Origin of the sequence: Streptomyces sp. BBFR51 (assembly GCF_044591655.1) — a bacterium.
Lineage (GTDB): Bacteria > Actinomycetota > Actinomycetes > Streptomycetales > Streptomycetaceae > Streptomyces.
Genome location: NZ_CP172448.1, coordinates 1598860 through 1616317, shown reverse-complemented (window position 1 = coordinate 1616317; position 17458 = coordinate 1598860). Strand labels below are relative to the sequence as shown.

17 protein-coding genes and 1 riboswitch are annotated in these 17458 nt (G+C 72.0%); of the genes, 8 read left to right on the top strand and 9 right to left on the bottom strand.

Features of this window, described 5'->3' with window-relative positions; genetic code table 11:
- Nucleotides 1-18: 18 nt before the first annotated feature.
- A complete protein-coding gene (locus tag ACGH7X_RS07240) occupies nt 19-1731 on the top strand; it encodes a flavin monoamine oxidase family protein (RefSeq protein WP_399882760.1) in 1713 nt (570 codons plus the stop codon).
- Nucleotides 1732-1752: 21 nt separating this feature from the next.
- Here ACGH7X_RS07240 and ACGH7X_RS07235 read toward each other — a convergent pair whose 3' ends face one another.
- Together ACGH7X_RS07235 and ACGH7X_RS07230 are read right to left on the bottom strand one after the other, a co-directional pair.
- On the bottom strand, nt 1753-2682 hold the full coding sequence (locus ACGH7X_RS07235) for an LLM class F420-dependent oxidoreductase (protein WP_399882758.1): 930 nt from the start codon (nt 2680-2682) through the stop codon (nt 1753-1755).
- Nucleotides 2683-2792: 110 nt separating this feature from the next.
- On the bottom strand, nt 2793-3488 hold the full coding sequence (locus ACGH7X_RS07230) for a DUF5995 family protein (protein WP_399882756.1): 696 nt from the start codon (nt 3486-3488) through the stop codon (nt 2793-2795).
- 174 nt (nt 3489-3662) lie between these two features.
- On the opposite strand from ACGH7X_RS07230, the gene ACGH7X_RS07225 reads away from it, so the two are divergent.
- On the top strand, nt 3663-4802 hold the full coding sequence (locus tag ACGH7X_RS07225; protein ID WP_399896831.1) for a glycoside hydrolase family 6 protein: 1140 nt from the start codon (nt 3663-3665) through the stop codon (nt 4800-4802).
- Here the strand turns inward: ACGH7X_RS07225 and ACGH7X_RS07220 are convergent.
- Together ACGH7X_RS07220 and ACGH7X_RS07215 are read right to left on the bottom strand one after the other, a co-directional pair.
- Complete coding sequence (locus tag ACGH7X_RS07220) at nt 4784-6214, bottom strand: uracil-xanthine permease family protein (RefSeq protein ID WP_399882754.1); 1431 nt, start codon at nt 6212-6214, stop codon at nt 4784-4786. The two genes, ACGH7X_RS07225 and ACGH7X_RS07220, sit on opposite strands and share 19 nt — an antisense overlap.
- Nucleotides 6215-6347: 133 nt before the next feature.
- Nucleotides 6348-7559 carry an MFS transporter gene (locus ACGH7X_RS07215; RefSeq protein ID WP_399882752.1) on the bottom strand — a complete coding sequence of 404 codons (1212 nt, stop codon included), beginning with the start codon at nt 7557-7559 and terminating at the stop codon, nt 6348-6350.
- A gap of 112 nt (nt 7560-7671) precedes the next feature.
- Between ACGH7X_RS07215 and ACGH7X_RS07210 the strand changes: the two genes are divergently transcribed.
- The gene (locus ACGH7X_RS07210) at nt 7672-8871 is read left to right on the top strand and encodes an ROK family transcriptional regulator (RefSeq protein ID WP_399882750.1); all 1200 of its coding nucleotides are present in this window, start codon (nt 7672-7674) and stop codon (nt 8869-8871) included.
- A 78-nt stretch (nt 8872-8949) separates the two neighbouring features.
- On the opposite strand, the gene ACGH7X_RS07205 is transcribed toward ACGH7X_RS07210, so the two are convergent.
- From ACGH7X_RS07205 to ACGH7X_RS07185, 5 genes are all read right to left on the bottom strand, one after another.
- Complete coding sequence (locus ACGH7X_RS07205) at nt 8950-9384, bottom strand: hypothetical protein (RefSeq protein WP_399882748.1); 435 nt, start codon at nt 9382-9384, stop codon at nt 8950-8952.
- Nucleotides 9381-10145: an SDR family oxidoreductase gene (locus ACGH7X_RS07200; RefSeq protein ID WP_399882746.1), complete on the bottom strand. Its 765-nt coding sequence runs from the start codon at nt 10143-10145 to the stop codon at nt 9381-9383. Before ACGH7X_RS07200 ends, ACGH7X_RS07205 begins: the two co-directional genes overlap by 4 nt.
- A gap of 104 nt (nt 10146-10249) precedes the next feature.
- Entirely contained in the window at nt 10250-10537 is a 288-nt protein-coding gene (locus tag ACGH7X_RS07195) for a hypothetical protein (protein WP_399882744.1), read from the bottom strand.
- Nucleotides 10534-11145: a sigma-70 family RNA polymerase sigma factor gene (locus ACGH7X_RS07190; protein WP_399882742.1), complete on the bottom strand. Its 612-nt coding sequence runs from the start codon at nt 11143-11145 to the stop codon at nt 10534-10536. The genes ACGH7X_RS07195 and ACGH7X_RS07190 overlap by 4 nt, the downstream gene beginning before the upstream one ends.
- Nucleotides 11146-11241: 96 nt before the next feature.
- Nucleotides 11242-13611 (bottom strand): chitinase C-terminal domain-containing protein, encoded by a 2370-nt coding sequence (locus ACGH7X_RS07185; protein WP_399882740.1) that lies wholly within the window; start codon nt 13609-13611, stop codon nt 11242-11244.
- 215 nt (nt 13612-13826) lie between these two features.
- Nucleotides 13827-13957: riboswitch (FMN riboswitch) on the top strand.
- Between the two features lie 149 nt (nt 13958-14106).
- Between ACGH7X_RS07185 and ACGH7X_RS07180 the strand changes: the two genes are divergently transcribed.
- From ACGH7X_RS07180 to ACGH7X_RS07160, 5 genes are read left to right on the top strand one after another with little or no spacing between them, the layout of a single operon-like run.
- On the top strand, nt 14107-14709 hold the full coding sequence (locus ACGH7X_RS07180; RefSeq protein ID WP_399882738.1) for a riboflavin synthase: 603 nt from the start codon (nt 14107-14109) through the stop codon (nt 14707-14709).
- Complete coding sequence (locus ACGH7X_RS07175) at nt 14706-15350, top strand: nicotinamide riboside transporter PnuC (protein ID WP_399882736.1); 645 nt, start codon at nt 14706-14708, stop codon at nt 15348-15350. Before ACGH7X_RS07180 ends, ACGH7X_RS07175 begins: the two co-directional genes overlap by 4 nt.
- Nucleotides 15347-16636, top strand: a complete 1290-nt coding sequence (locus ACGH7X_RS07170) for a bifunctional 3,4-dihydroxy-2-butanone-4-phosphate synthase/GTP cyclohydrolase II (RefSeq protein WP_399882734.1) — start codon at nt 15347-15349, stop codon at nt 16634-16636. Before ACGH7X_RS07175 ends, ACGH7X_RS07170 begins: the two co-directional genes overlap by 4 nt.
- Nucleotides 16637-16657: 21 nt before the next feature.
- Nucleotides 16658-17143, top strand: coding sequence for a 6,7-dimethyl-8-ribityllumazine synthase (ribH, locus tag ACGH7X_RS07165; protein WP_399882732.1), 486 nt, complete (start codon nt 16658-16660; stop codon nt 17141-17143).
- A gap of 33 nt (nt 17144-17176) precedes the next feature.
- Nucleotides 17177-17449 carry a phosphoribosyl-ATP diphosphatase gene (locus tag ACGH7X_RS07160; RefSeq protein WP_385360043.1) on the top strand — a complete coding sequence of 91 codons (273 nt, stop codon included), beginning with the start codon at nt 17177-17179 and terminating at the stop codon, nt 17447-17449.
- Nucleotides 17450-17458: the final 9 nt, after the last annotated feature.

Here is a 17458-nt window from a genome sequence, read left to right as displayed (position 1 = left end):
GCAAGGAGTCCGTACCCCATGACGTCCACCGTGCCCAACGCGATCGAGCACGCAGACGAGCAGCAGCCGCCGATCACCATGTTCGGGCCGGACTTCCCGTACGCGTACGACGACTTCCTCGCCCACCCGGCGGGACTCGGCCAGATACCCGCCACCGAACACGGCGCCGAGGTCGCGGTCATCGGCGGCGGCCTGTCCGGCATCGTGGCCGCCCACGAGCTGATGAAGATGGGCCTCAAGCCCGTCGTCTACGAAGCCGACCGGATCGGCGGACGCCTGCGGACCGTGGGCTTCGACGGCTGCGACCCCTCGCTGACCGCCGAAATGGGCGCGATGCGCTTCCCGCCCTCCTCCACCGCCCTCCAGCACTACATCGACCTGGTGGGCCTCGAGACGCGGGCCTTCCCCAACCCCCTCGCCGAGGCGACACCGTCGACCGTCGTCGACCTCAAGGGCGAGTCGCACTACGCCGAGACGCTCGCCGACCTTCCGCAGGTCTACCGGGACGTGGCCGACGCCTGGGCGAAGTGCCTCGAGGAGGGCGCCGACTTCTCCGACATGAACCGCGCGCTGCGCGAGCGCGACGTCCCGCGCATCCGCGAGATCTGGGCGAAGCTCGTCGAGAAGTTCGACAACCAGACCTTCTACGGCTTCCTGTGCGACTCGGAGGCCTTCAGGTCCTTCCGGCACCGCGAGATCTTCGGCCAGGTCGGCTTCGGCACCGGCGGCTGGGACACCGACTTCCCGAACTCCATCCTGGAGATCCTCCGCGTCGTCTACACCGAGGCCGACGACCACCACCGCGGCATCGTCGGCGGCTCCCAGCAACTGCCGCTCCGGCTCTGGGAGCGCGAGCCCGAGAAGATCGTCCACTGGCCCCACGGCACCTCGCTGAAGTCCCTGCACGTGGACGGCGAGCCGCGCCCGGCCGTGACCCGGCTCAACCGCACCGCCGGCAACCGCATCACCGTCACGGACGCCGACGGCGACATCCGCACCTACCGGGCGGCGATCTTCACCGCGCAGTCCTGGATGCTGCTCTCCAAGATCGCTTGCGACGACTCGCTCTTCCCCATCGACCACTGGACCGCGATCGAGCGGACCCACTACATGGAGAGCTCCAAGCTCTTCGTGCCGGTCGACCGGCCCTTCTGGCTGGACAAGGCCGCCGACGACGGGGGAAACCCCACGGGCCGGGACGTCATGTCGATGACGCTCACCGACCGCATGACCCGCGGTACTTACCTCCTGGACGACGGCCTTGACCGGCCCGCCGTCATCTGTCTCTCCTACACCTGGTGCGACGACAGCCTGAAGTGGCTGCCGCTGTCCGCGAACGAGCGGATGGAGGTCATGCTGAAGTCGCTCGGCGAGATCTACCCGAAGGTCGACATCAGGAAGCACATCATCGGCAACCCGGTGACGGTCTCCTGGGAGAACGAGCCCTACTTCATGGGCGCGTTCAAGGCCAACCTGCCCGGCCACTACCGCTACCAGCGGCGCCTGTTCACGCACTTCGTGCAGGAGGAACTGCCCGAGGACAAGCGGGGCATCTTCCTCGCCGGCGACGACATCTCCTGGACGGCCGGCTGGGCCGAGGGCGCCGTCCAGACCGCGCTGAACGCGGTCTGGGGGGTCATGCACCACTTCGGCGGCGAGACCGACGCGACCAACCCGGGCCCGGGCGACGTCTACGACGAGATCGCGCCGGTGGAACTCCCCGAGGACTAGGACCCGTCCCAGAGCCGTTCGCTACACCCCGGCCGCCCGCGCCTTCTCGTACACCTCGCCCGCCACGTCCTTCAGCTCCTCCGCGTCGCGCGTGGTGGACTGGAGGTCGACGAGGATCTCCTCGAGGCCGATCTCGGCGTGCGCGGCCAGGTCCTCGACGATCTGGTCGACACCGCCCTGGAAGGGGCGGCGGTCGGCACCCGCGTGGTTCGCCCTGCTGTACTGGCAGTTGACCCGCAGCACGGTCCGGATCGGCTCCGTACGGCCGCGCTCGGCGGCCAGGTCGCGCAACTGCCGCCACTGCTCGGCGACGGCCTCGGCGCCCATGCCGGTCGGCAGCCAGCCGTCGGCGTGGTCGACCAGGCGGCGCCGGGCCTTCCCGCTGCCCGCCGCCAGCAGGATCGGGATCGGCCGGGCCGGCTTGGGGCCGACCACGGACGACGCGATCTTCGTGACCTCGCCGTCGTACACTACCGGATCCGGGCCCCACACCGCCCGGCACACCTCGATCAGCTCGTCCAGTGCCCGGCCGCGCTCGGCGAACGGCCGCACGGACGCCGCCGCGTACTCGTCGTGGGACCAGCCGGTGCCGAGGCCCGCCACCACCCGGCCGCCGCTGGCCGCGTCCAGCGAGGCCAGCGCCTTGGCCAGCTGGAACGGGACGTGCAGCGGGGCGACCAGCACGCTCGTGCCCAGCCGGGCCCGCTCGGTGGCCGCGGCGGCGAGGGTGAGGGTGACCAGCGGCTCCGCCACGCTCCGGTACGAGTCCGGCCAGGGCAGGCCCTCGATGCCGTACAGCCCCTGGGTGGCGGGCTCGGGGAACAGGGCGCGCTCGAAGACCCACAGACTCTCGTAGCCCGTCCGCTCCGCCGCGCGCGCCACGTCGGGGACGTCCTTGCCGATGTCGTACTGCCGCATCTGGGGGAGGCCGAGTCCGAGCCGGGTCGTCATACCGGTGTGCTCCTTCGCGGTCGGAGTGCGATGTCGCCGATGGGTTCAACGTACAGTGATCGTCCGGGAGTTCCGGGAGCGCACACCGGGCGGGGAGCGAAACGGCCGGATCAGTCCGGCAGCGGAGTGAGCAGCATGCGGCCCGCCAGTCCCACCGCCGAGTCCAGCCGCTCGGTGAACTCCCCGGTGATGTCCGGCAGCCGGCGCAGCGCCCACAGCACGCGGGCCGCGGCCCAGGCGGCCTCGCGGGCGCGCTCCAGGCTCCAGGAGCCGAGCAGATGGGTCAGCGGATCGGCGATCCGCAGGAGATCGGGACCCGGCATCAGCTCGTCGCGGATGCGCTCCTCCAGCGAGACGAGGAGATCACCCACGCGGTCGAACTCGTCCTCCAGGTCGACGGGTTCGCAGCCGAGCGTACGACAGGTGTCCACCACGGCCAGCGCCAGATCGTGGCCGATGTGCGCGTTGATGCCCGCCAGCGCGAACTGCAGCGGCCGTACCCCGGGATGGCGGCGGAACTGGAACAGGGGGCGCCAGCAGGCGGGTGGACGGCGCCCTTCCTCCGCCGCGTCCACGGCGGCCAGATAGCGCTTCGCGAACCGCACGTCCAGCGCGGTCGCGGCCCCGGCGTCCGCGAACCGGCCGCCCTCGATGTGCCGGTCCACGGCCTCCGTGACGGCGAGGTAGACGCGGTTGAAGACCGTCACCCCGTCCCGGGCGGGCAGCGCCGAGTCGAGGGCGCGCATCCGGGTCAGGACGGTGTCCACCGTCAAGGTGGCCGTCGGGACTTGCTCGCAGTGCGCCATGGCGGCAGCGTCGCAGCTTTAGGGTGACGGCAGTGCCGGCGGGCCCGACGCTTCCCCAGAACGGGGGAACGCGCCCGCCGCGCGGGGGAGGGGGAACCGTACGTGTCAGGCCTTCGTGCCCGACGTCTGGCCGCCCGCAGGGCGGAGCGCAGGCGCACCGCAGGCCGCGGCGCGATGGTCGCGGCGGCGTCCGTCGTCGTCGCGGTGTGCACCGCGACCGGGATGCTGACCGCGTTCGGCGACGACGGGGGACGCGGTGCCGACGAGGCCCGGCCGGAGGTGACGCGCTCGCCGTTGACGGACTCCCTGCCCGGCAGGCCGTCCCCGGCAGCGTCTTCTTCGCCGTCGCCGTCGCCGTCTGCCTCGCCCTCCCCGACGGCGAAGAAGGCGGACCGCACCGCCGCGCCGACGAAGACCGCCCAGATGAAGAAGCCCCCGACCACGGCGGCCTCCACCCGGCTCTACCGGCATCCCGAGTCCCAGGTCCTCGACTGGGTCCGGGCCCACCCCGGCGACCCGCGCCAGGACGTGATCGCGTCCCGGATCGCCGACCACCCCGCCGCCGTGTGGTTCGCCGACCACACGCCGGCCACCATCACCGCCCGGGTCCGCGCCGTCACCTCCGCGGGCGCCGCCCAGGGCCGGGTGCCGGTCGTCGTCCCGTACGTGATCCCCGACCGCGACTGCGGCGGCCACTCCGAGGGCGGCGCCCCCGACCTCGACGCCTACGACGCCTGGATCGACCGGTTCGCCGCGGGGCTCGGCTCCGGCGACGTCGTCGTGGTGCTGGAGCCCGACTCGGTCGCCCAGTCCGAGTGCCTGTCCGCCGGTGAGCGCGCCGACCGCTTCGCCTCCCTGGCCCGCGCCGGACGCGTGATGAAGGACGCCAACCCGAACGCCCGGGTCTACTTCGACGCGGGCCACTCCGGCTGGCACGCGCCCGCCAAGCAGGCGGGCTGGCTGAAGCAGGCCGGGGCCGCCTCGGCCGACTCCTCCGACGGCGTCTTCAGCAACGTCTCCAACTTCCACGCCACCGCCGACGAGGTCGCCTACGACCGTGCGGTGCTCGACGCCCTCGGCGGCCCGGCCGGCCTGGGCGCCGTCATCGACACCAGCCGCAACGGGAACGGCGCCCCGCCCGACGGCGAGTGGTGCGACCCGGCCGGCCGCCGGATCGGCCGCGCTCCGACCCTGAACACCGGCATGGGCCGCATCGACGCCTACCTGTGGGTCAAGCTGCCGGGGGAGTCGGACGGCTGCAAGGGGGAGCCGGGGACGTTCACACCGTCGTACGCCTACGACTTGGCGCGCTGAGCCCCGTCACCTCCGTCACCTCCGTCGCTGCCGCCTTCGGACTTCGCGTCGTACGACGACGTGCCCTCGTCCAGCAGCGGCTGCTGCGTCTTGAGATGCGCCGGGGCGAAGGCCCGCAGCGCGTGGTAGCCGGTGATGACGACCAGGGTGCCGAGCGCGATGCCGCTGAGCGAGAAGGTGTCGGTGAACTCGATGCTGACGTTGCCGACGCCGATGATGATGCCCGCGGCGGCCGGTACCAGGTTCAGCGGGTTGCGCAGGTCCACCTTGGCGTTGATCCAGATCTGGGCGCCGAGCAGGCCGATCATGCCGTAGAGGATGACGGTGATGCCGCCGAGCACGCCGCCCGGGATCGCGGCCACGACCGCGCCGAACTTCGGGCAGATGCCGAAGAGCAGGGCGAAGCCGGCGGCGGCCCAGTACGCGGCCGTGGAGTAGACCCGGGTCGCGGCCATCACGCCGATGTTCTCGGAGTACGTGGTGTTGGGCGGGCCGCCGACCGCGGTGGACAGCATCGAGCCGACGCCGTCGGCGGAGATCGCCGTGCCGAGCCTGTCGTCGAGGTTGTCGCCGGTCATCTCGCCGACCGCCTTGACGTGTCCGGCGTTCTCCGCGATCAGCGCGATGACGACGGGCAGGGCGACCAGGATCGCCGACCACTCGAAGCTCGGGCCGTGGAAGGACGGCAGCCCGATCCAGTCGGCCTGCCCCACGGCGGAGAAATCCAGCCGCCAGTGGTCGGTGAGCTTGCCGCTGCCGTCCACCGAGTGGATCTTCCCGAAGATCCGGTCGAGGACCCAGGAGAGGACATAGCCGAACACCAGCCCCAGGAAGATCGCGATGCGGGACCAGAAGCCGCGCAGGCACACCACGGCCAGGCCCGTGAACAGCATCACCAGCAGCGCCGTCCACTGGTCCTGCGGCCAGTAGGTGGACGCGGTGACCGGGGCCAGGTTGAAGCCGATCAGCATCACCACCGCGCCGGTGACGATCGGCGGCATCGCGGCGTGGATGATCCGCGCCCCGAAGCGCTGCACGGCGAGCCCCACCAGGAACAGCGCGGCGCCGACGACGAGGACCGCGCCGGTCACCGTGGCGCTGGTGCCGCCCTGCGCCCGGATCACGGCGGCGACGCCCACGAAGGAGAGCGAGCAGCCGAGGTAGCTGGGCACCCGGCCGCGGGTGGCGACCAGGAAGATGACGGTCGCCACGCCCGACATCATGATCGCGAGGTTGGGGTCCAGGCCCATCAGGACCGGAGCCACGAAGGACGCCCCGAACATGGCCACCACGTGCTGGGCGCCTAGCCCGGCCGTGCGGGGCCACGAGAGTCGTTCGTCGGGGCGGACCACCGCTCCGGGTGCGGGCGTGCGCCCGTCACCGTGCAGCTTCCAGCGCACGCCGAGGTCCATGGTGAGGTTTCGCTTTCTCTGTACGTGAGGACGGTCCGGACCATTGTCGGGGGTAGCCCCACGCCCCACGTGCCACACCCCCCACCTGCCACGCCCCCCACTGACCAGCGCCTTCCCGCGGCAGGCGGCGCGTTCAGGACTGCCGGTCGGGCACTTCCGCGACCGGCCCACTGATCTTCGGGCGGTCCCGGTCCCCGACGCGCAGCACCTTCGCGAACACCACCAGGCAGCAGGCCAGCAGAGTCACCAGGCCGAACGAGACCACCAGGCTGGTCGCCTGGGCCAGACCGCCGATCGCGCTCGGCGCGACCAGCCCCGAGGTGTACGTGATGGTGGCGACGCCCGCGATGGCCAGGCTCGGGTTCGAGCCGGCGCGGCCGGCCGCGGCGAAGCACAGGGGCACGACGACGGCGATGCCGAGGCCCATCAGCGCGAAGCCGGTCATCGCCACCGCCGGATGGCCCCCGACGACGACGAGCAGACCGCCGAGCGCGGCCAGCACACCGCTCACCCGGACCGTGCGCACCGCGCCGAACCGGTCCACCACCTTGTCGCCGGCGAGCCGGGCCACCGCCATGGTGAGGGTGAAGCCCGTCGTGCACGCCGCCGCCAGTCCCGCCGAGGTCGCCATCTCGTCGCGCAGATAGACCGCCGACCAGTCCAGGCTCGCGCCCTCCGCGAACACCGCGCAGAACCCGACCGCGCCGATCAGCAGCGCCGACCTGGGCGGCAGCGCGAAACGCGGCGGCGGGTCCTCGTCCTCGGCGGGCTGGAGGTCCAGCACCCAGGTGCAGGCGACCAGGCCCGCCACGGTCAGCACGGCGGCGGCCAGGGCGTGGTGCGTCCGGGCGTCCGCGCCCAGGTGGGCGGCGAGCGTGCCGGCCGCCGAACCGATCAGGGCGCCGGTGCTCCACAGCCCGTGCAGCCCGGACATGATCGACTTGTCGAGACGGTTCTCGATCTCGACGCCGAGCGCGTTCATCGCCACGTCCGACATGCCCGCGGTGGCGCCGTAGACGAACAGGGCGAGGCACAGGGTGAGCAGGTTCGGGGCGAGGGAGGGCAGGGTCAGCGCCAGCGTCCACAGGGCCAGCAGACCGCGCAGCGCGGTACGGGCGCCGAAGCGGTGGGTGACGCTGCCGGCCAGCGGCATGGCCAGGGACGCGCCGAGCGCCGGGAAGGCGAGCGCCAGCCCCAACTGGCCCGCGCTCACCCCGGCGTGGTCCTGGATCCAGGGCACGCGGGTCGCGAACGAGCCGGTGACGGAGCCGTGCACGGCGAACACGGCCGCGACGGCGTACCGGGCGCGCTTCACCTCGCTTTGCCCGTAGGTCCCTTTGCTCATGATCCACCCCTCCGTCTTCGCACTGCGCGGCGTAAACTATCAGGGACCCTGCCTGATAGATAGTGGATTACCGGCGTGGGCCCCCGCGCCGCCGATCTGGAAGGATCCCGGCATGCCCGCATCCCCGAGCACCGCCCGGGCCATCAACGACCGGCTCGCCCTTCATCTGCTCCAGCGGGAGGGCCCGTTGACGGCAGGGCAGTTGAAGAAACTGACCGGCCTGTCCCGGCCCACCGTGGCCGACCTCGTCGAACGCCTCGCCGTGGCCGGCCTGATCGAGGTGGTGGGGGAGTCCGGCGAGCAGCGCCGCGGCCCGAACGCCAAGCTGTACGGCATCGTCGCCGGGCGCGCCTACCTCGCCGCCCTCGACGTCCGCACCGAGGGCGTCGCCGTGCTGGTCTCCGACCTGCTCGGCAGGGTGCTGGCCGAGGCCTCCGTGCCGATCGACGACCACAGCGGCACCGGTCCCGCGGTGGAGCAGTCGGTGAGCCTGGTCGAGCGTGCGGCGAAGGAGGCCGGCGCCGACCGGCTGCACACGGTCGGCATCGGCGCGCCCGGCCTGATCGACCCGGCCAGCGGCGAACTCCGCGACTCCTCCGGGCTGCCCGCGTGGCACCGCCGGCTGATGGTCGCGCTGAAGGAGAAGTTCCCCGACGCGCGGGTCGGCGTCGAGAACGAGACCAACCTCGCCGCCCTGGCCGAGCAGCGCGACGGGGCGGCCCGGGACCGGGACACCTTCGTCCTGCTGTGGCTCGGTCTCGGCATCGGCGCCGCCGTCGTCCTCGACGGCACGCTGCGCCGGGGCGTCTCCGGCGGCGCGGGCGAGATCGGCTTCATGCCGGTGCCGGGCACCTCGGGCCTGCCCTCGGCCACCGACTGCGACGGCGGCTTCCACTCCGTCGCCGGGGCGGCCGCGGTGACCGCCCTCGCGGCGGAGCACGGGGTGACGGCGTCCCCGGCCGGCCCCGAGCCGCACGCGGCCGCGCTGGTCCGGGAGGCGGTCCACCGGTCGGGGCCCGGCGGCGACCCGGGCGCCCAGCGGTTCCTCGACGCCCTCGCCGACCGGATCGTCCTCGGTGCCGCCGCCGTCGTCTCCGTCCTCGACCCCGGCTGCCTGGTGCTCGCCGGCGAGATCGGCCGGGCCGGCGGCGACGCCCTCGCCGACCGCGTCCAGCACCGCCTCACCCGGATGTCCCCGCTGGCCACCGAGGTGCGCCCCAGCACCCTGGGCGGCGGCGCCGTACTGCGCGGCGCCCTGCTGACCGCCCGCGACCGCGCCCAGGACGAACTGTTCGCCCCGCCCGAGCGATAGCCCGCGGCGCACCCGGAGGCGTACCCGGCGGAGTGCCCGGTTGTGCGCCGGCGCTGTCCGGGTGCGGGGCGTTGTCGGTCAGGCGGACGGTTGCCGCGCGGTCGGGTCGTGCTCCCGGAAGGCCGTCCCGTCGGCCGCCAGCCACACCAGTACGGCCGGCAGCAGCACCGCCGCCCCCAGCAGTGCCATGAAGCCCGCGCCGCTGGCCGCCGACAGGGGATCCAGATGACTGGCGTGGAACAGGAGGTGGGCGACGGAGGACACCAGGTAGGCCACGAGTGCCGTCAGCACCAGCCGCCGTTCCATCGCCGCCACCGCCGCGCACAGCACCACGGCGAGGGCGAGGCTCGCCCCGCCGAAGTCCCGGAGCAGATGCTCGTTGTAGGGCGGCAGGTGCGACACCCAGCGCCACTTCCAGAACAGCTCGGGCAGCAGCAGGATCCACAGCCCCAGCACCACCTGGCCGGCCGCGAGCAGTCCCAGTCCCGCCCGCAGCCACGTCCGTCTGCTCATCCGCGCCGCCCGTCCACCCCGCCGCCGTACCGCACCGTCAGGTACTCCTCGAACGTCCCCTTGCCGACCGCGTGCTCGGGCGCGAGATGCCCGCCCTCGCGGAACGCGCGGTAAGTCTTCCCCGCGAGCGGCACGTTCACCACGGCCCGCCGGCGTCCCGTCGCGCCCAGATAGGCACGGGCCAGCGACTCGAAGGTGCGTACCTCGGGACCGCCCAGGTCGGGGACCCGCCCGGCGGGCTCGCCGACGGCCAGTTCGGCGAGCCGGTCCGCGACCTCCGCCACCTCCACCGGCTGGTCGGCGGCATGGGCCGGCAGCACCACGACCGGCACCTTGGCCAGGGTCTGGAGCACCTGCACCACCAGGTCGTGGAACTGGGTCGCCCGCAGCACCGTCCACCCGAGCCCCGACTCCTCCACCAGCTTCTCGACGGCGAACTTGGACCGGTAGTAGCCGAGCGGCACCCGGTCGACGCCGACGATCGAGATGTAGACCAGGTGTGCCACCCCGGCCCGTCGCGCCGCCGCGATCAGGTTCGCGGCCGACCGCTCGTCACCGCCGCGCTGCGTGGTCGCGCAGTGCACGACCGTGTCCACGCCGGCCAGCGCCGTGTCCAGGACGATGCCGCCCTGGCGCAGGTCGACGGCGTACGGCTCGCTGTGCCGGCTCAGCACCCGCACCTCGTGCCCGCCGGCGCGCAGCCTTTCGGTGACGAGCCGGCCGAGCGTGCCGGTGCCGCCGGTCACCAAAATCGTGGTCATGTGTTCAGCCCCTGTCCGGACGCGGGAGCTCCCGGGTGGAGCGCCCTGTCGTCAGCTGGGACCGTGCGGCGCCCGCGAAATGTGACAGTGCCCGGGCGGAAATCTCACGGCCGCGCGAGCTGACGGCCTACGAATCCCAGTTTGTCCGGGTTCATCACGGCCCGCAGCTCGCTGATCACGTCGCCGCGCAGGTCGAACGACAGTACGCCGGTGAGCACGTCGTCCGACCGGGCGAGCAGCGCGGGCATGCCGTTGACCTCGGCGACGGTGAACTCCCATCCCGCCGCGAAACGCTGCATTCCGCCCGTCAGGAAGCGCAGCACCTTGTCCCGGCCCTCGATGGGACGACGGGCCGCGGAGACCCTGCCGCCGCCGTCGCTCCACCAGGTCACGTCCTCGGCGAGCAGCTTCTCCAGACCGGCCAGGTCGCCCTCGCGCGCCGCGGTGAGGAACGAGGCGACCAGCCGTTCCCGGCGCTCCGGCGCGGGCTCGAACCGGGACCCCGGCTCACCCACCCGCCGCACCGCCCTCCGGTACAGCTGACGGCAGTGGGCTCGCCCAGGTCCAAGGCCCCGGCGATCTCGCGGTACCCGTACGCGAACGCCTCCCGCAGCACGTACACCGCCCTCTCCGTCGGCGTGAGCCGCTCCAGCAGCAGGAGCAGCGCCGTGGACACGGCGTCGCGCTGCTCGGCCGACTCGAGCGGGCCCAGCGTGCCGTCCGCGGTGACGACCGGCTCCGGCAGCCAGGTGCCGACGTAGCGCTCGCGGCGGGCGCGCGCGGAGGTGAGCCGGGTCAGACAGAGGTTCGTGACGACCTTGGCCAGCCAGGCCGCCGGATGCTCGATCCCCGTCCGGTCGGCCGCCGTGAAGCGCAGATAGGCGTCCTGGACCGTGTCCTCGGCCTCGTCGGCGGAGCCCAGCATGCGGTAGGCGAGCGAGAACAGCCGGGGGCGGTGCCGTTCGAACTCGTCGGCGCCCGGGGTGGTCGCGGTGGTCATGGCCGCACCCTGCCAGAGTCGGGCAGGGTGCGGCCTGGCGGCCCGGCGGCGGGCAAGGGCCTTCGTCACCGCCGCCGGGCCCGTTCTTGGTGGGACTCAGCAGGCGCCGAGGTCCTGCCAGACGCCCCATTCACCGGTGGTCCCGGGCTCCTCGCCCTTCGTCCACCACTTGGACTTCCACGTGTGCCCCTGGTGGGACACCGTGGTGCCGCCGCCGTACGCCGTGGCCGCGTCCCAGGCCGGGACGGCGCACTGCCCGGTGCCGCCCGTCGGGCTCGGGCTCGGATCGGGGCCCGGCGACTGGGTGCCCGTGGGCGTCGGCGTGGGGGTCCCCGGATCCACCACGGTCGTGCCCCGGGCGAGGTCGCCCGCCAGGGCGTACGTCTTCCCGCCGAACGTCACCGTCCAGTTCGACGGCGTCGACACCGGCAGGTAGTACACGAGGTCCACCGTGGTGGAGGCGCCCGGTGCCAGCGACTGCCAGGCCGGCAGCTTCAGCGAGACCCGGTGGTAGTCGCCCTTGAGTCCGCCCACGTTGCTGCCCGTGTGGTCGCTGCGGATCACCGAAGTGCCCCAGCCGGACTGGTCCTTGGCGTTGCCGGGCGCGGAGGTCGCGTAGTCGAACCGGAACTCCGTGCCGCCGGGCAGCGCCGTGCCCGTGTTGTTGGTGATCTTCAGCTTGGGGCTGATCGGGTAGTTGGAGTCGCCGAGCGGGAACTGCCCGAACTCCACGTCGACGTCGAGCGCCTCGGCCGGCATGTCGGTCGTGGCGCGCTTCGCGCCGTAGGGGGAGGCGGTCCTGAACGTCTCGTACAGCGTGTCGGTGAGCGTCGAACCCGGCACGTACTGGCCCTTGTCCGCGTCCCAGGCGTAGTCGCCGGCCAGCTCCCAGATCATCGTGCCGCCGATGCCGCGGTCGGCCACGTAATCCGCCTTGGCCTGGACCGACTGCTCGTCCTCGGTGGACAGGAAGACCTTCTTCTCGGCGTTCCACAGCCAGGGCGCGACCAGCGTGGCGTCGTACTTGCGCTGGTAGGTCCCGGTCAGTTTCGTGTCGGCCGGGAAGCCGTAGTCGGTGACGTAGTCGCCGACGATGCCCTTCTCCAGGTTCTTGGCGTGCCACATCGGGTTGGAGCCCGCGGGCGACTCCTCGCCGTCGGTGTCGAGGTCGTGCCACAGGTTGTCGATGCCGACCGCGCCGTCGCCGCACTTGGTCAGGCCCGAGCCCGCCGGGCAGTCAGAGGAGGGAGCCCTGCCCCAGAGCCCGTCGGTGCCGCCCGTGACGTTCTTGAAGCCCCGCGTGTAGTACGGCAGCCCGATGTTGACGCGTCCGGCCGGCATCGAGCCGCGGAAGTAGTGGTAGGCCCAGTCGGTGTTGAGGTAGCCGACCCCGCCGTACTGGGAGCTGGAGTACACGCCCGCGGCGGCCAGTTCGGCGTCCTTGCCGTCGTCGAAGAGCGAGGCGTTCGGGCCGACGTACTCGTTCCAGGCGCCGTGCAGGTCGTACGACATGATGTTGACGTAGTCCAGGTACTTCTGGACCTGGAAGGTCTCCATGCCGCGCAGCAAATACCCCGAGGACGGAGCGGCGACGGAGAGCAGGTAGTGCCGGCCGTCCGCGGCGCCCGCGCGGTCGAGCCTCTCGCGCAGCGTCTTCATCAGCGCCGCGTAGCCCTTGACCAGGCCGGCCCGGCGGCCGTTCGCGAAGGACCAGTCGAGCGGGTTGCCAGCGTCCTTCATCGTCGTCGGGTACTCGTAGTCGATGTCGACGCCGTTGAAGCCGTACTTCCGCACGAAGTCGACCGCCGAGTCCGCGAAGGTCTCGATGCCGGCCTGGTTGACCGAGCCGTCGGCGTTGGTGGCCATCGAGTAGAAGCCGCCCGAGTCCACCCGCGAGCCGTCGTCCGCGAAGTAGCCGCCCGTCTCGGCCCAGCCGCCCACCGAGATCATGGTCTTGACGTCCGGGTGCTGCTTCTTGAACTTGCCCAGCAGGTTGAAGTGGCCCTTGTAGGGGAGGTCCGGGTCCATCTCGGCGCCCTCGACCCCCGGCCACGTCATGCCGGTCGCGGGGTTCTTCGCACCGTCCGGGCCGACGGAGAGCTTGTTCGCGCCGTCCACGTGCGCGAAGGCGTAGTTGATGTGGGTGATCTTGTCCCACGGGATGTCCGAGGCCAGGTAGGCCGGCTTGCCGTCCTTGCCCGTGCGCCAGCTCGTGAAGTACCCGATCACCCGGCGCGGATGGTCGGCGCCCATCTTCTCCCGGCCCTCGGAGTCGTACACCGAGCAGTAGGGAACATCGACGCCGGGCGTCTCGTAGAGACCGTCGGGTCGACAGGACTCCTGGTCGGCGGCCTGCGACGCGGTCGCCGGGAGACCGGCGAGCATCAGGCCCGCGACGGCGGCGGCCGCCGCGAGCAGCGCGGGACCGGATCTGCGACGGGTTCTGGAGCGTGAGGGGGAAGGCACAGTCGGTTCCTCTCCACGGAAGTTGCGCAGACCCTAGAGAGGACTAGACCAGTGAGTCAATAGGTATGGACCAATCTCAAGGCGGCTCCACGGCCGCCCAGTTGGGGAAGTCGCATCACGCCCCGCCCGCCCGGAGGAGCGTTCTGTGAGCCACCCCACACGCTCTGTCCGCATGGACGGCGATCAGTCGTGGCACACTGGCCCTGTACCAGAAGCAGCGCACTCCGGGGTCGGTGAAAGTCCGAACCGGCGGTTACAGTCCGCGACCCGGTCGCTTCCAGCGGCCGGTTGACCAGGTGAAATTCCTGGACCGACGGTTAAAGTCCGGATGGGAGGCAGTGCGCGGCGGGCGAGCACACGTGCGCGCCGCCGATCTCTGGGCGCGCCCGTCACGGGCGGGCCCGTCCGGCGTCGCTCCCGGTGTTCTCGCTCGCGACGTCTGTCGTTCCAGACAGCCCCGGAGTCCGTGCCCGAAGAGGCAGGAGGACCCGGGAAGTGTTCACCGGAATCGTCGAAGAGCTGGGCGAGATCACCGCCGTCGAGACCCTCGACGACGCCTGTCGCTTCCGCCTGCGCGGCCCCGCCGTCACCGAAGGGGCCCGGCACGGCGACTCCATCGCCGTCAACGGCGTCTGCCTCACGGTCGTCGACCACGAGGGCGAAGAGTTCACCGCCGACGTGATGGCCGAGACCCTCAACCGCTCCAGCCTGGGCGCCCTCGCCGTCGGCTCCCGCGTCAACCTGGAGCGCCCCACCGCCGTCGGCGCCCGTCTTGGCGGCCACATCGTGCAGGGCCACGTCGACGGCACCGGCGAGATCCTGGAGCGCGAGCCCTCCGAGCACTGGGAGATCGTCAGGATCTCCCTGCCCGCCGACCTCGCCCGCTACGTCGTGGAGAAGGGCTCCATCACCGTCGACGGCATCAGCCTCACCGTCGTCGACGCCGGGCCCGACTTCTTCACCGTCAGCCTCATCCCCACCACCCTCGCCCTGACCACGCTGGGCATCAAGCAGCCCGGCGACCCGGTCAACCTCGAGGTGGACATCATCGCCAAGTACGTCGAGCGGCTGCTCACCGCACCGGGGGGCACCAGGTGAACTGGCTCAATTCCGAGGCGTTCACGCTCTTCGACCAGCACATCAAGTGGTCGGACATGATCGGCAACGTGATCGGTCTGCTCGGCCTCGCCCTCGGCTGGCGGCGCTCGATCTGGACCTGGCCCGTGCAGTTCGCCTCCGGGCTCGTCCTCTTCGCGGCCTTCGCCACCGCCCACCTCTCCGGCAGCGCCGGCAAACAGATCGTCGTCATGGTCGTCGCCGCCTGGGGCTTCTGGCAGTGGAACCGCGGCCGGCAGCAGTCGCAGGACGGCTCCGTCGCCGTACGGTTCGCCACCTGGCGCGAGCGCGGCGCGCTGGCCGCCGCGGCCGCCCTCGGCACCCTCGCGGTGGGTGCCCTCTTCACCGCCTACCCCACCCTGTCGTGGGACCCCTGGCCGGACGCGTACATCTTCGTCGGCACCGTCGTCGCCATGTACGCCCAGGCACGCGGCATGGTCGAGTTCTGGTTCGCCTGGCTGCTGGTCGACCTCGTCGGCGTCCCGCTGAACTTCGCCAACGGCTTCGCCTTCTCCGGCTTCGTCTACGTCCTCTACGGCGCGCTCGTCCTGTGGGGCCTGCGCGACTGGTGGCTGCGCTCGCGCAACGCGGCCCGCCCCCTCCCGGAAGGAGCGCCCGCATGAGCACGGCACCCATCCTCTACAGCCCCGACGGCATCGACGACCTCTCGCTCGACCCCGTCGAACAGGCGATCGCGGACATCGCCGCCGGCCGCCCGGTCGTCGTCGTGGACGACGAGGACCGCGAGAACGAGGGCGACCTCGTCGTCGCCGCCGAGAAGGCGACCGAGGAGATCGTCGCCTTCATGATGAGCGAGTGCCGCGGCCTGATCTGCGCCCCCATGGAGGCCGGGGAACTGGACCGGCTCCGGCTCCCGCAGATGGTCGACGACAACACCGAGTCGATGAAGACCGCCTTCACCGTCTCCGTGGACGCCACCGCCGCACACGGCGTCAGCACCGGCATCTCCGCCTCGGACCGCGCCACCACCCTCCAGCTCCTGGCGAGCGGCACCGCCGAACCCACCGACCTGGTCCGCCCCGGGCACGTCTTCCCGCTGCGCGCCCGCTCCGGCGGCGTGCTCGTGCGCGACGGCCACACCGAGGCGGCCGTGGACCTCGCCCGCCTCGCGGGGCTGCGCCCGGCCGGGGCCATCGTGGAGATCGCCGGCGAGGACGGGCGCATGCTGCGGCTGCCCGAGCTGATCCCGTTCGCCCGCAAGCACGGCCTGACGATCATCTCCATCGAGGACCTCATCGCCTACCGGCGCAGCGAGGAGCCCACCGTCCGCCGCGAGGCCGAGGTCCGACTGCCCACGAGGCACGGCGAGTTCACGGCGTACGGCTACCGCTCCACGGTCGACGGCGTCGAGCACATCGCCCTCGTGCACGGCGAGATCGGCGACGGCGGGGACGTGCTGGTCCGCATCCACTCCGAGTGCCTCACCGGCGACGTCTTCGGCTCCCAGCGCTGCGACTGCGGCCCCCAGCTCGACGCCTCCCTGGACCGCATCCAGGCCGAGGGCCGGGGCGTGGTCGTCTACCTGCGCGGCCACGAGGGGCGCGGCATCGGCCTGATGTCCAAGCTGCGCGCCTACGAACTCCAGGAGCGCGGCCGGGACACCCTCGACGCCAACCTGGAACTCGGCCTGCCCGCCGACGCCCGCGACTACGGCGCCGGCGCCCAGATCCTCCAGGACCTCGGCGTGCGCGCCGTACGCCTGATGACCAACAACCCGGACAAGAGCGACGCCCTGGTCCGGCACGGCATCGAGGTCACCGGGCGCGAGCCGATGCCCGTCCAGGCCGGTGAGCACAACCTCCGCTACCTGCGCACCAAGCGGGACCGGATGGGCCACGACCTGCCCTGGCTGGACACGACCCCCGTGTCCACCTGCGGCAACCAGTAAGCAAGAGACGCAAGGAGACACGTGAGCGGCAAGGGTGCACCGGAACTGTCCGTACGCAACGTCGGGGACCTCAGGGTCGCCGTGATCGCGTCGCAGTGGCACGAGAAGGTGATGGACGGACTGGTGGACGGCGCCCTGCGCGCCCTGCGCGAACTGGGCATCGACGAGCCGACCCTGCTCCGGGTCCCCGGCAGCTTCGAGCTGCCGGTGGTCGCCAAGGTCCTCGCGGGCCGCGGCTACGACGCGATCGTCGCCCTCGGTGTCGTCATCCGCGGCGGCACCCCCCACTTCGACTACGTGTGCCAGGGCGTCACCCAGGGCCTGGTCCAGGTGTCCGTCGAGACCGGCGTCCCCATCGGCTTCGGCGTCCTCACCTGCGACACCGAGGAGCAGGCCCTTGACCGGGCCGGCATCGAGGGCTCCAGCGAGGACAAGGGGCACGAGGCGGTGACGGCGGCCGTCGCCACGGCGGCCACGCTCCGCTCAGTATCCGAACCGTGGCGCTAGGCCGTCCGGCACACGCGTAAAGTGGGGCCCACCATGTCCAAGAAGACTTTCGAGGAGCTGTTCACCGAGCTCCAGCACAAGGCAGCCGACGGCGATCCCGCCACCTCCCGCACCGCCGAACTGGTCGACAAGGGCGTCCATGCCATCGGCAAGAAGGTCGTCGAGGAGGCCGCGGAGGTCTGGATGGCCGCCGAGTACGAGGGCAAGGACGCCGCCGCCGAGGAGATCTCGCAGCTGCTGTACCACGTCCAGGTGATGATGGTCGCCCGCGGCATCTCCCTGGACGACGTCTACGCCCACCTGTAAGTCTCAGCA